Origin of the sequence: Rossellomorea sp. LJF3, assembly GCF_037046045.1 — a bacterium.
In the GTDB taxonomy this organism is placed as follows: domain Bacteria; phylum Bacillota; class Bacilli; order Bacillales; family Bacillaceae_B; genus Rossellomorea.
This window is the reverse complement of the sequence record NZ_JBANLY010000015.1, coordinates 1-13,139: the sequence shown is the minus strand read 5'-3', so window position 1 is coordinate 13,139 and position 13,139 is coordinate 1. Positions and strand designations below refer to the sequence as shown.

Genomic DNA, 13,139 nt, shown 5'->3' with positions numbered 1-13,139 from the left:
AATTGATGTGGACCGTGCGAAAATTTCAATTATCGTGCGGAGAAAACGTTTTTCATGCGGGATTTCAACTAATCATGCGAATCTCAGAATATTCGTGCCATTATGTCGAATTTTTTTATTCAGCAGCAAACCAGTCCACTCTCTATCTCAACCCCTGGTTTCGAAATCCTTTATGAATAGCAAATGGCGGCACTGCAAGCAGTACCGCCATTCGTTAGTCTCTATCTCTTGCCACCTGTGTATCCCTGATATTTTTCTGTATCGTAATGGCCGCAAACAGACTAAGAACAAACGACATTCCGTAAAATCCTTTTTCACTTAAGATGATACTTCCGGCGTTATAAAGTCCGATGGTCATTAACGATACGGCTACAATGACGGCGAACCAACTGAGCCCGTAATAGATGCCTGAAACAGGAATATCCTCTTCCTTGTCCCTTACCGCTTTTTGCAGGGATACAGCTGCGTAGAGTCCGAATACCAATACTGCAAAGTAATACCCCTTCTCATTGAGCTCCATTCCGGCATTGAACAAGCCGATCAAATAAGCGGAAACCCCTATCACCAGAGCTGCCCAACTTGCCCCTTTAAATGCGGAAGTCGGTTCTCCTTCTTTTCTTTCCACCTTAATCTTCGGTTTCTTTTCATCGCTCTTCATTAACGGATTTTCATTCAACTCAGACATTGGCCGCTCCCCTTTACTGTCGCAGGTCGATACACTGCTTCTGTAAATAATTATAGCAATTTTTTACAGAATGTGTTCAGGATTATGAAATAAATTCTTCCATATTCAAAGTACTGAAAGTCCTGTTCCAACCGCCTTATTAATCTATTCAAGATTTGGTTCATTTTTCTTCAATAATAAGTATTTCCCTCCTAACAAGACGACGCGTTCCCTTGCACTTTTCGTCCAATACCATTAAAGTATATACTGGTTGGAATCCATCCTAACCGGGAATGGATAACAGTAAAGCATCTTACTTTTTAATTTTGGGAACATGCTTCCCTAAAGGAAAGGGTTTAAATAGAGTATGAAAGAAAATTTCTGGCATGAGTTGCCTAAGCCATTTTTTGTGTTGGCACCGATGGAAGCCGTGACCGATGTCGTTTTTCGTCATGTGGTGAGTGAAGCGGCGAGACCTGACGTGTTTTTTACAGAATTTACGAATACAGAAAGCTACTGTCATCCGAAAGGAAAGGACAGCGTACGCGGACGTCTGACGTTCACGGAAGACGAACAGCCGATTGTCGCACATATCTGGGGCGATAAGCCTGAATACTTCCGTCAAACGAGTATCGGTGTGGCTAAAATGGGCTTTCGTGGAATCGACATCAATATGGGATGTCCGGTGCACAATGTTGCAGCGAATGGAAAGGGATCCGGCCTGATCCGCCGACCGGATGTCGCAGCGGAAATCATCCAGGCAGCCAAAGCGGGAGGACTTCCCGTCAGTGTGAAAACCCGTCTAGGTTATACCAAGGTGGAGGAGTGGCACGACTGGCTGAAGCACTTATTAGAACAGGACATTGTCAATCTTTCCATCCACCTTCGTACGAAAAAGGAAATGAGTGACGTGGATGCCCACTGGGAGCTGATTCCTGAAATCAAGAAGCTTCGTGATGAAATCGCCCCTCACACATTATTGACGATCAACGGCGACATCCCTGATCGAGAGAAGGGACTTGAACTTGCGGAGAAATACGGTGTGGACGGCATTATGATCGGACGGGGAATCTTCCACAATCCGTTCGCGTTCGAAAAGGAGAAGAAAGAACATACGAGTGGGGAACTGCTCGATCTCCTGCGTCTGCAGCTTGATCTTCATGATAAGTACTCAGAAGAACTTGAGCCGCGTCAATTCAAACCGCTTCGCCGCTTCTTTAAAATCTACGTGCGTGGATTCAGGGGAGCGAGTGAGCTGCGAAATCGCCTGATGGAATCGGAAACCACCGATGAAGTCCGTGCTTTGCTTGATGAATATAAGGATGCAGTGAAAGATGCGGAAGACTTTTCTGTATCTAAGTAAATAAAAGCAATGAAAAAAGAGAGAGGAGCTAACCAATGCTCTTCTCTCTTTTTTGAATAACCAGAAAGGCAACCGCGTCTTATAGCAGCAGGAAGCAAATACTTCCTACTTCCCTACAATCTTATCCATCACCCAATTGGTACGTGCACCCGAGTCTCCAGTACTGGGACACGAAACGCCATTCCCGGTCAGCTCTTTAACGATGGTTTCTACAAGCGGCTGGTGGACATGAAGCGGCCGTTCAAAACTCCATTGCTCTTTTCCTTCACCTGTCGTCAATGTGACGGGGTCATCTCCAAATGTAGAAAAGCTGATTTTCCCCTTACTGCCGACAATTTCATTCTTATCTACATTTTCAAAAGCCGTGAAGCACCATGTTCCGATGCCTTGAACGCCGGATGTGAAGCGATATGTACCGGTCACAATATCTTCCGCCTCGTAAAATCCCCCTTGATTGGAAGCAAAACCTTTTGCTTCTTGAATGGGTCCGAGTAGAAAATCAAGTATATCAAGGGTATGGCTGGCTAAATCGAAGAACAACCCACCTCCCGCTATTTCGGGCTGAACACGCCAAGGTAATTGATCTGAATCTTTCACGTCTTCCCCTGCTTTTTGATACTGGGTCGAGGTGACAAAACGGACGTCTCCGATCACATTTTGATCAAGCAATTCTTTTATCTTTAAAAAGCGTTCCTGAGCCTGGCGGTAGTATGCTACATACAAAGGCACACCAGCCTTCTTACAAGCAGCCACCATCTCATTGCATTCATTGAAGGTACGTGCCATCGGCTTCTCAACATAAACAGGTTTTCCCGCAGCGGCAGCCATCAGCGTATATTCCTTATGGGAGCCTGGCGGCGTAGCGATATAAACTGCATCCACATCAGGATCGTTAATCAGGGCATCAGCCTCGTCGTACCATTTCGCCACTCCATGTCTTTCGGCATAATCCTTCGACAGTTCACCCGTCCTCCGCATGACGGCAACAAGCTCTGAGTTTCTTACCTTTTGAAAAGCAGGGCCACTTTTCTTTTCCGTTACATCTCCGCAACCGATAATTCCCCAGCGGACTTTTTCATACTGCATGGGTGGACCCCTCCTCAAATGTCATATAAATACCTTACGTCACTTTATCGTTTTACCTGACTACTTATGATACGGTTCCCCCCGATTAATCCGAAACGCCCGATAAATCTGTTCCACCAAAATCAATCTCATCAACTGATGGGGAAAAGTCATTTTCGAAAACGAAAGGGTTTCATTGGATCTCTTGATGACGTCATCACTGAGTCCCAATGATCCTCCAATCACAAATGCCACTTTGCTTTTACCGTATGTTGCAAGCTTGTCCAGATTATCGGCGAGGTCTTCTGAAGAACGCATCTTCCCTTGGATGGCAAGGGCAATGACATGATGATCTGGTGAGATCTTCGCTAAGATCCGTTCACCTTCTTTATTCTTCACCTGCTCCATTTCAGAGTCACTCAATACTTCAGGGGCCTTTTCATCTGCCAGCTCCACAATATCGATTTTTGCGTACGCCCCAAGACGCTTTACATATTCATCGATTCCATGCTTTAAATATTTTTCTTTTAATTTTCCAACCGTTACAATGGTGATGTTCACTATCCACACTCGCTTTACAAACAATTTACAAACACGTTATCCACAGAAATTATCCACATATCCACAAGGTTAATCCTCATATGGTATGAGAATATTAGTTCGCCACTATATATACGGCGTTATTCCCACAATATTCACAGGTTGTGGATAACTTCTTGTCTTCTGAAAGCTCTGTTAGTTGAGGCGCTACCTCGTGCTCATCGACGACAATATCCATGGCTAATTCCACATGCTCTAAGCAGCAGAAAATCATGTCGTTTCCTCCTAACCATTCTTGAAATGTTGTTTATATACTTATCCACAATCATCATATCATGTAAAGAAAAAGCAGGAAAGGGCGCATCGCCTTCCTGCTTTTCAATTATTCCACATTCTATAAACGGGATTCATCCGTCAGTTTCATCGTGACTTCTTTCTTTTTGCCATCTCTATAGAAGGTGACTTTCATTTGATCGTTCACTTCTTTTTTATTATATAGATGCTTCCTCAAGTCGATTACATTCTGGACCTTCTCACCGTCAAGTTCGGTGATGACATCAAGCTCCTGTAGTCCTGCCTGCGCAGCAGGTGAATTCGGAACGGTTTGTCTGATCATGACGCCATAATTGATCTCTTTAGGCAGCTTCAAGGTTTCCTGCTGGTGATAGGCAGAAATCTGATTGACGTCTTCCAATGTCACTCCCATAGCGGGACGCTTGACCTCTCCGTACTGCTCAAGGTCTTCGATGATCGGCTCGGCATAGTTGATCGGAATGGCGAGTCCGATTCCTTCCACCGCTTCCTGGGCGATCTTCATGGAGTTGATCCCGACCAGCTGTCCGGAAATATTGATAAGGGCTCCACCGCTGTTACCCGGGTTGATGGCTGCATCGGTTTGCAGAACCTCTGCGTTCCAATCCTCCATTCCATCCTGATTGATGTCGACAGGAATCGTTCTCTCCACGCCTGATACGACACCCTGCGTCACTGAACCTGAGAATTGGAGTCCAAGGGGGTTTCCGATGGCAATGACAGGCTCACCCGCTTTCAGCTCATCCGAATTTCCAAACTCGGCAATATCGTCATTCTTAATTTTACTTCCATCGATTTCAATGACGGCAAGGTCTGTCCAAACGTCGGTACCACGAAGTTTAGCAGGAACCTTTGTACCGTCGGCGAGGGTGACCTCCAGTTGATCCGCACCTTCTACAACGTGATTATTCGTCACGATATAGACCGTTTTTCCCTCTTTTTTATACATGACCCCTGATCCCGTTCCTGCCTGCTGGTCCTGGGTCTGGCCACCACCCTGACCCCAGAAGCTCTGGGATTGGATATTCGTGATCCCAACCACGGAGTCCCCGGTCTTTTCAACGGCTTTCGTCACATCCGTCGTCACATTGACAGACACATTCTTGGTGGTTCCATTATGATACGTTTGATCCGTTTCTTTCAAATCCTGATCCGGTTGGACCGAATAAGGTAATATATCAAAGTTGGTCAGCTGAGGAATGGCTACGATTACGAGGATCGCCCCAAGGATTACTCCCAATAGCCCCGCCAGGAACATTCCTCCCCGATTTCCCTTTTGCCTGCCAGTCCTGCCTTCAGAATTATGATCACCATCATAATATCCCATGCGTCTTCATCCTTTCTAACAGCTATTCCTTTTGTTATTTTATCTTTACAAGCCCGATTATAGTCAGATTAAATTAAAAAATGATGAAAAGATGGTAAGAAATTTATTAGGTTACTAATTATGTAAGGCTGTTAACATCGTTGCTTTTACTTAGCAATTTCCGCGTCAGGGGCTCGCTTTCCGTTAAAGACATACAAAAAAGGCGAAGACAGAAGCCCTCACCTTTTTCATACCTTTTAGAGAGAAATCATAAACATTTGAATCGGTTTAAATCGCAACTAAAGGTGTTGGTACTTTAGGGTCCGTATCAAATAGATCGATTTGTTCTCCTACCAGGATTCCTTTTGATTCGAGTGTTTGGGTGACACTCATTCTTGCGAGATCTTTCATATTGTTATCAAGGCTTAAATGAGCCAGGTAAATACCCTTGGTGTTATCACCCATCACTTCACTCATGGCAATGGCCGCGTCTTCGTTGGATACATGACCGTAATCACTGAGGATCCGACGTTTGATATTCCATGGGTAACGGCACATCCTGAGCATCCCTACATCGTGATTGCTTTCAAATACATAGGCGTCGGCATTCGAGATGATCCCTTTCATCCGATCGCTTACATACCCCGTATCGGTGACAAGAACAAGCTTCTTATCCCCGTGATGGAAAATATAAAACATCGGTTCGGCAGCATCATGTGATACCCCGAATGACTCAATGCTTAATCCCCCGAAATGCTTGGCCGTTTCCATATCAAAAGAAAACTTCTGCTCTGTATCAATCTTCCCCACCAGACCGGCCATGGCGTTCCACGTCTTATCGTTCGCATAGATCGGCAGCTTGTACTTCCTCGCCAATACACCGATCCCCTTAATGTGATCACTATGCTCATGAGTGACCAGAATCCCCGACAAATCTTCAATCTTTCGGTCGATCTGACTGAACAATCCTTCCATCTGCTTGCCGCTCAATCCGGCATCGACAAGAAAGGAATGTTCCTCCGATTCAACAAATATCGCATTTCCCGTACTGCCGCTTGCAAGTACACTAAAATGCATCGTCATATCTCTCACTCCAATGTTTCTTTTTCCGGTTTGCTGATCTCTACAATCTGTCCTTCAACGGCATTGATAAATAAATCCTCTTCTTTGTCCCCTGATTCCACGACAAAGTGCCAGGTTGGTGCAAGGACCTGGGATTCCTCGGACAGGAACGTCCAATAGCCTAATTTCGGTTTATGAACGACACTGTCCGGACTGATTTTTTGATTCGTATAAAGGCCCTGCAATGCTACAAAGGAAGGAATAATGGATTTATCTTCCCCAAACTCATTCAGATCCTCAAGCATGGACTGTTTATACGATACAATTTTGTTATCATTGTTGACGGTAAGGACGATCTTTCCATTCGTATTATTGAATAACTGCCTTCCCCTATACGTCTGGTAATAGGTGATCGTCTGTTCTTCCGTGTTGTAATCCCAGAAGCTGTACTTATCACCATCAATGACCTGGTTTTCCATGAAGTCATTTAAATCATCCGGTGAAAAATCCTTATCCAATGAAACAGGCTCATCTAACGTAGAATGAATCGTACTTTCGTTAATAATGGTCACGTCTTGATTTTTTAAAATACTGATATCTTCGGCCTTAAACTTCCTCGATTTAGCCTGGATATATTTTTCTTCCGTTGGATCCTGGGACAGCGTCTTTGGATATTTAATTTTGTCCGCTTTTAATTTTTCCTCAAATGTAGCCTGACTGAGTGTTTCTGGATTGCTTTCTCCCACTTTATTGATAAAAAGGGACATCAAAAAGATATCTAACACGAGAAAAACAATGATGAATATGCTTTTCGTTTTACTCCAATCCAATTTACAGTCCCTCCTTGTCATCGACGGATAACCTTAACCAATTACCATCGTATTTATAATACCAGGAGGGTTCGAAATTAAGTTTTCTGCTTTCATTTGGATCTCTGGTCATTTTGTACCCAATGGCAATATCATCTACATAATCAAGATTGATTGAATCCACTTGATTCAAAGCATAGATGACGGAAGAACCTGATGGCAATCGAACTTCAGCCGTATCTTTAAACGAGAAGTCGAGTTTAAAGTATGGACGACTGTATTTATTGATGCCGTTCTGACCCCAAGTTTGAGAGACTTCAGCCATCCCGTTATCGTTGAAGACAGGGTGGTTCTGCAGAAAAAGGCGATAAACGATTTTATTTTCATAGGGACTTATGGAAAAGAGCTGATAATCATCTGTCCAACCGCCATGATCATTAACGAACTCCATGCTCTTTTGTACGAGCATGGCAGGTGAGGAGCCATCATCCTTATCCTCAGAAGGGTTAACGAACGAGAATGTATTGTGATTCTTATCCACCGTCAATATGGATGAAACATCCATAAACGTCACCAAATCGTCCACTGACCCCATATTTACACTATTGGGATCACTAAATAGCGCCTGTTTATATTCTTCAAGAGAACTTAATTCCGTGTAGTAATAATAACTGACATAATCCTCTGCATCCTTAGGTAGAAAAATGGTTTTCTTATCATTTATCGGTTGTTCCACATATTGACTATAAGCGCTATTATATAAGGCTCTTTGCACAAAATTCCGTTTAAATGAATCGAGGCTTGCAAGGCTGACCTGACTTTCGTACACAGCCTTCTCCTTTTTATCGTCACTTACTGTAATAAAGAAAATAGAGCCTGTATCTTGATTATCATTATCTAAATCAATGACAATCCGATTAAACGAAGCAGTTGAAATATTTTTTTCTTCCAAATTCAATCCTTGACTGAAGACAGATAAGGGAACGATGTCGGGAAACACCAGTTCAAACTTGTCTTCACTCTGAATAAGAGTATTTATTTCTTGAAAACTATACTCATTTGATACATTTTTAATTTCGAAAAGAGACCACTTCCCGAGTTGCTCGGTCACTTTATCCATTTCGGACTGATTGGTTGTACCGACTGTTTTGTCCCGACCATGATAAAAGAGCTTATAAGGTTTAATAAGATGGGTATTCAACTCATTGTCCTTCAGTTTTTCCCCGACTGAAACATCATAAGCACCATCACTGTTGATCGTATCGTAACCCGGTGAATAGGTCCAAAGATTAAAGGTAAGGAAGACACTTATGCAAACAAGTACGGTTAAGACTATCGATTTAATTTTTTCATAATTCATGACCAATCATCCTCTTGTGTGGAATCATATGGGAGGGTAAATACGATTGTCGTCCCTTTACCTTCTTTACTCTTCGCCCACACATCACCACCGTGTGCTGATATCATTTCTTTCGCAATGGCAAGCCCTAATCCAGTACCGCCCATTTGTCTCGTACGGGCTTTGTCTACACGATAGAAACGTTCAAAAATCTTCTCCAGATTATCTTTCGGAATCCCCAGCCCCTGATCGGATACGCTGATCTCGATGAATCCTTCTTTTTCTTTCACCGTAAAGGTAATGGTGCCGCCTTCCGGTGAATACTTTAATGCGTTGGAAATGATATTATCCAGCACTTGGGTGATCTTATCCTGATCAATTTCTACGAACATCGCTTTATCCGGCAAGAAGCGGTTAAATGTTACATTTACATCTTTCGTCATTTCAAAACGATCGATGATTTTATGGAAAAACAGGATGAAGTCCACCCAATCTTTATTAAAACGATAGTCTTTGCTATCCATTTTTGATAACTGAAGGAGGTCATTGACGAGCCGGATCATTCGCTCAGTCTCGTTCTGGGTCACGTCAAGAAATTGGGGGGCTATTTCCCTGTCTTCCCATGCCCCTTCTGCCAGGGCCTCCAGATAGCTCCTCATCGTCGTCAAAGGAGTTCTGAGCTCGTGGGAAACGTTGGCGACAAATTCCCGTCTCTCTAAATCTATCTTCTCTTGTTCCGTAATATCATGCAAGACTGCTATAAGACCATTCACGAAGCCCGTCTCTTTTTGGATAATAGAGAAATTTGCGCGTAAAATATACGGTTTATCCTTCGTACTGTAATCCAGAATGATAGAGTCCTGTTCATTCGATAAGTCATCGAATGTATACTCCTCATCCAGCCCCAACAGTGAAACGATCGGTTGGGAAACGACTGTTTCACGTGAAACATCGAGCATATCAGCAGCAGGATCATTAATGAGAATGACCCGGCCTTTTCGATCTGTCGCAATGACCCCATCCGTCATATAAGACAACACTGAAGAAAGCTTCCTTCGTTCCCCCTCAGTCGTTGCCTGGGCTTCTTGAAGACGCTTTGTCAGATTATTAAACGTAATGGCCAACTGACCGATTTCATCGTATCCGTAGACCTTTACCTTCCTCGAGAAGTTACCTTTTGCCATGGCTAAGGCCTGCTTTCTCATATCCGATATGGGCCTGGTAACGGTTTGGGCCAATAAGACACCCAAAACAGCCGTTATCGCCAGTGCAATGATGGTCCCATTCGTGAAGATCTTATTGATTTCACTCATTTGATCATAGACCGTTTCGATTTCCCCGGCGATATAGATGGTCCCGATGACTTCGTTGTTCGACTCAATCGGTTTGGTGTATACCCATATTCGATCCTTTGTCTTATCATCAAGGTAGATATCGTCGTCACCAAATCCGAGTGCAAGGGCTTTTTTAACCTCTTTTTCCGCACTGATCTGACCGACGAGACCTTGATTATTGGGATCAGAGGTCCCCTCGATCCTGGCTCGGCTATTGATGACCCTGATTTCAGCTATATCAGATGTTTTACTGCTATCATCCAATATCCTGTATATATCCTCCTGAAGGGTGGGATCGTCCTCATCCCTTTTTTTTAACATGGCTTCTTTTACGGTATATTCTAATAAATTCACTCTATTGGTAATAGAGGTTTTAAAGTTCTCCACGAGCTTCTGCTCAAGTTCCCGCACAAAATAAACCCCGATGATTTGCATGGCGAGCAGGATGAGCAGGACGTAGATCAGAACAAATTTCAAATGAATCGAACGGGTTAAGCCAACTTTCTTCATTACATATTACTCCTGTTCAGGATTTCGTAAGTAATAACCTACTCCTCTACGTGTTACGATCCAGGTAGGGTGACTTGGGTTATCTTCAATTTTCTCGCGAAGACGTCTGACAGTAACATCGACTGTACGCACATCCCCATAGTAATCATAACCCCACACAGTTTGTAGTAAATGCTCACGGGTCATGACCTGTCCGATATGTTTCGCCAAGTAATGAAGGAGCTCGAACTCACGGTGAGTCAATTCGATTGTTTCTCCCCGTTTTGAAACAACGTAGGCATCCGGATGGATCGTTAAGGATCCGACGGTGATTTCATTATTCTCATCCTCGACAGCTTGTTGTGCACCGTGCTGGTGGCGTCGAAGATTGGCTTTCACCCTGGCAATCAATTCACGTGTGCTGAACGGCTTGGTCACATAATCATCCGCCCCAAGCTCCAGTCCCAATACTTTATCGATTTCAGAGTCTTTCGCTGTCAGCATGATGATCGGCATTTCATACTTCTTCCTGATTTCACGGCACACTTCCATTCCATCACGATTCGGAAGCATGATATCAAGAAGGACAAGATCCGGTTTGATTTCTTCCGCCATCTTCACCGCTTCATCGCCATCATAGGCACAGTGGACCTCATAGCCTTCTTTCTTTAAATTAAACTGTAATATATCTGCAATTGGTTTCTCATCGTCAACGACTAATATTTTCTTTTCCATATCAATTGATCTCCTTTAGAAAAAAGTAATGGATCATATAAAGTTGTGATTAGTATAGGATTCTTCCTTTAAATTTATCACTTTCTCCATATTAATTCATCTTTAACTCTATCATACCCTTTATTTCAATGCTCGTTGATTATAATCTAAATATAACAAAGGGGACTGACAAATAAAATGATTGTGTCAGTCCCTTGCTTGATTCCCTCTATATAATTACAGTACATCCAATGGATTTATCAATGATCCATTTTTGAAAATTTCGATATGAAGATGAACGCCTGTTGCTTCACCGGTTTCTCCCATGATCCCGAGCTTCTGTCCTCTTTCAACCGTTTGGCCGGCAGAAACAGAGATGGAGTCTAAATGAGCATAAAGAGTTCTATATCCATTTCCGTGATCAATGATGACCTTATTTCCATAACCGCCATCGTCCCAGCCTGCTGATACGACTCTTCCATTATCAACCGATTTGATGGTACGGTCACTTGGACGGGCGATGTCGATGCCCTTATGCATTTTCCCCCATCGTTGACCCTGCTTGGAAGAAATATAACCCCCATTCGTCGGCCATGCAAAACTTCCCGATCCTCTTGAAGGAATGGCTTTCGTCCCTTTAATTACAATATATTTAACTGGGTCTTTTAATTTCTTTTCTTCTTTTACATTTTTGGAGATTTGAGAACCATTTACCTCTGTTGTTTCGAAGGTTATGGATTTCTCGCCATCCTGACCTTCTTGCTTCACTTTCGTATCGCCTTTATTCATAGAAGAGTCTTCCTCTACTTCTTTATCATACGCGATCTTTTCAATCTTATTTGCTTCCTTCTTAACAAGTACGTGAACTAGCGGCTCGTATACACTAACGTTTAACTCTGCACCCACCTTCAGCGCATCGTCCTCTTTCAAGCCTTCATTTAACTTGAGTAAAGTACCGGTCGTCAATTGATGATCTTCGGCAATCGTACTAAGAGAGTCGCCCTCTTGGACCTTGTATTTCTTCTCTTCTAACGCACCTTTTTCAAGAAAATCAGCCGCTTCTTCAGGGGACATCATTTCTTCAGGTTTCACCTGTGCCTTTTTAACGTCTACATTCTCTTTGAAAGAAACTTCTAACAAACGAGTTTCATTTTCTTTCAAAGCGGGTAAAGAAGTGGTTGAAGAGTCCTTTTTCCTTGCCTCTAATTCAGCCAGCTCTTCATCGGAAACATAGTTAAGCTTAAAGGCTTTTAAAGCTTCTTCAGCCGCCTTTTCATCTTTCACATACGCAACCGGCTTGTTATCGACAACCAAAGCAAATGCATTGGCTTCGATAGCTACAGATTTATTTACGTTTTCAATGACTTGTTGATTGTTGGTTTGGACAGCTTCAAATACATTCTCAGGTATGTACGTTACTTCTTTATCAAAATCAACCTGGTAATCACTGTATTCCTTCTGAGCCTTCTCAAGCTTCTCCTCTAATACCGCCTTTACTTCGTCCTGACTTGTAACGGCACCTACATACTCACTACCCATGTACACATGATAGATGGTTTGCAAATCTTCTTCAGACCCCGCAGCGGCAGCAGAAGAAAAGGTTAAAGTGGTAAGAGCGAGTGTTGTAATCCCTACTCTCTTCACTAATTGGCTTGATCTATGTCGAATATTAAGTTTTTTATATTTGTTTAAAATGGGTGATAACTTCTCTCCAAAACTCATTGACTTGCCTCCTATAAACTAAAGCAAAAATCCCACTTAACGGTAGTTCATTAAGCCTAATTTAGTCGAATTCTATTAAATTGATACTTTACTAATTTACCATAATTCGACGAAAACCGGGACGCAGAATCATGATTGTAATATAACTGTATAATTTATCTGAAAATATTCTTTCCACTCTTGCGCGGTGATTCGCGTCATAATGGGAATGATACGGGTATAAGGATGGATTTCTGAATGAAATGGATTTGGTAGAAATTAGAGGATTTTTGTTGTTTTATGTTACATGAATATTACAAGAGGCATAATAAAAGGTTCAACGTCAAATGTTGGGGTGAAGTGAATGTTGCTTCACCCTTATCCAATATGTGAACCCAATCTTTTATACTTATGTGTTAATAGTATTTTAGCTCGAAAACG

Annotated in this window: 12 protein-coding genes; 1 reads left to right on the top strand and 11 read right to left on the bottom strand. The window is 42.7% G+C overall.

Translation table 11 applies throughout. The annotated features are described in order from the left end of the window. Nucleotides 1-214 precede the first annotated feature (214 nt). The gene (gene yiaA / locus V8G47_RS14360) at nt 215-685 is read right to left on the bottom strand and encodes an inner membrane protein YiaA (RefSeq protein WP_034764842.1); all 471 of its coding nucleotides are present in this window, start codon (nt 683-685) and stop codon (nt 215-217) included. Between the two features lie 346 nt (nt 686-1,031). On the opposite strand from yiaA, the gene V8G47_RS14355 reads away from it, so the two are divergent. After that, nucleotides 1,032-2,027 carry a tRNA dihydrouridine synthase gene (locus V8G47_RS14355; RefSeq protein WP_336200737.1) on the top strand — a complete coding sequence of 332 codons (996 nt, stop codon included), beginning with the start codon at nt 1,032-1,034 and terminating at the stop codon, nt 2,025-2,027. 105 nt (nt 2,028-2,132) lie between these two features. Here the strand turns inward: V8G47_RS14355 and V8G47_RS14350 are convergent, their stop codons facing one another. From V8G47_RS14350 to V8G47_RS14305, 10 genes are all read right to left on the bottom strand, one after another. Further along, nucleotides 2,133-3,113, bottom strand: a complete 981-nt coding sequence (locus V8G47_RS14350; protein ID WP_336200736.1) for a Gfo/Idh/MocA family protein — start codon at nt 3,111-3,113, stop codon at nt 2,133-2,135. A gap of 60 nt (nt 3,114-3,173) precedes the next feature. Beyond that, complete coding sequence (gene rlmH / locus V8G47_RS14345; protein WP_336200805.1) at nt 3,174-3,653, bottom strand: 23S rRNA (pseudouridine(1915)-N(3))-methyltransferase RlmH; 480 nt, start codon at nt 3,651-3,653, stop codon at nt 3,174-3,176. A 94-nt stretch (nt 3,654-3,747) separates the two neighbouring features. Further along, on the bottom strand, nt 3,748-3,906 hold the full coding sequence (locus V8G47_RS14340) for a CxxH/CxxC protein (RefSeq protein WP_336200735.1): 159 nt from the start codon (nt 3,904-3,906) through the stop codon (nt 3,748-3,750). A 120-nt stretch (nt 3,907-4,026) separates the two neighbouring features. Beyond that, nucleotides 4,027-5,271 carry a S1C family serine protease gene (locus tag V8G47_RS14335; protein ID WP_336200734.1) on the bottom strand — a complete coding sequence of 415 codons (1,245 nt, stop codon included), beginning with the start codon at nt 5,269-5,271 and terminating at the stop codon, nt 4,027-4,029. 267 nt (nt 5,272-5,538) lie between these two features. Beyond that, a complete protein-coding gene (locus V8G47_RS14330) occupies nt 5,539-6,333 on the bottom strand; it encodes an MBL fold metallo-hydrolase (protein ID WP_336200733.1) in 795 nt (264 codons plus the stop codon). A gap of 5 nt (nt 6,334-6,338) precedes the next feature. Next, on the bottom strand, nt 6,339-7,142 hold the full coding sequence (locus tag V8G47_RS14325; protein ID WP_336200731.1) for a two-component system regulatory protein YycI: 804 nt from the start codon (nt 7,140-7,142) through the stop codon (nt 6,339-6,341). Nucleotide 7,143: 1 nt separating this feature from the next. Next, on the bottom strand, nt 7,144-8,481 hold the full coding sequence (locus V8G47_RS14320; RefSeq protein WP_336200730.1) for a YycH family regulatory protein: 1,338 nt from the start codon (nt 8,479-8,481) through the stop codon (nt 7,144-7,146). Beyond that, nucleotides 8,478-10,304: a cell wall metabolism sensor histidine kinase WalK gene (walK, locus tag V8G47_RS14315; RefSeq protein WP_336200728.1), complete on the bottom strand. Its 1,827-nt coding sequence runs from the start codon at nt 10,302-10,304 to the stop codon at nt 8,478-8,480. The genes V8G47_RS14320 and walK overlap by 4 nt, the downstream gene beginning before the upstream one ends. Before the next feature lie 6 nt (nt 10,305-10,310). Continuing rightward, nucleotides 10,311-11,018, bottom strand: coding sequence for a response regulator YycF (gene yycF, locus V8G47_RS14310; RefSeq protein ID WP_060674576.1), 708 nt, complete (start codon nt 11,016-11,018; stop codon nt 10,311-10,313). A gap of 216 nt (nt 11,019-11,234) precedes the next feature. Beyond that, entirely contained in the window at nt 11,235-12,719 is a 1,485-nt protein-coding gene (locus V8G47_RS14305; RefSeq protein ID WP_336200727.1) for a peptidoglycan DD-metalloendopeptidase family protein, read from the bottom strand. Between the last annotated feature and the right edge of the window lie 420 nt (nt 12,720-13,139).

Bases quoted from the DNA above. Each gene is read 5' to 3' on its own strand.
- walK (WP_336200728.1), bottom strand. From the start codon at position 10,304: ATGAAGAAAGTTGGCTTAACCCGTTCGATTCATTTGAAATTTGTTCTG.
- V8G47_RS14305 (WP_336200727.1), bottom strand. From the start codon at position 12,719: ATGAGTTTTGGAGAGAAGTTATCACCCATTTTAAACAAATATAAAAAA.
- V8G47_RS14330 (WP_336200733.1), bottom strand. From the start codon at position 6,333: ATGACGATGCATTTTAGTGTACTTGCAAGCGGCAGTACGGGAAATGCG.
- V8G47_RS14320 (WP_336200730.1), bottom strand. From the start codon at position 8,481: ATGAATTATGAAAAAATTAAATCGATAGTCTTAACCGTACTTGTTTGC.
- V8G47_RS14355 (WP_336200737.1), top strand. From the start codon at position 1,032: ATGAAAGAAAATTTCTGGCATGAGTTGCCTAAGCCATTTTTTGTGTTG.
- yiaA (WP_034764842.1), bottom strand. From the start codon at position 685: ATGTCTGAGTTGAATGAAAATCCGTTAATGAAGAGCGATGAAAAGAAA.
- V8G47_RS14335 (WP_336200734.1), bottom strand. From the start codon at position 5,271: ATGGGATATTATGATGGTGATCATAATTCTGAAGGCAGGACTGGCAGG.
- V8G47_RS14350 (WP_336200736.1), bottom strand. From the start codon at position 3,113: ATGCAGTATGAAAAAGTCCGCTGGGGAATTATCGGTTGCGGAGATGTA.
- V8G47_RS14340 (WP_336200735.1), bottom strand. From the start codon at position 3,906: ATGATTTTCTGCTGCTTAGAGCATGTGGAATTAGCCATGGATATTGTC.
- yycF (WP_060674576.1), bottom strand. From the start codon at position 11,018: ATGGAAAAGAAAATATTAGTCGTTGACGATGAGAAACCAATTGCAGAT.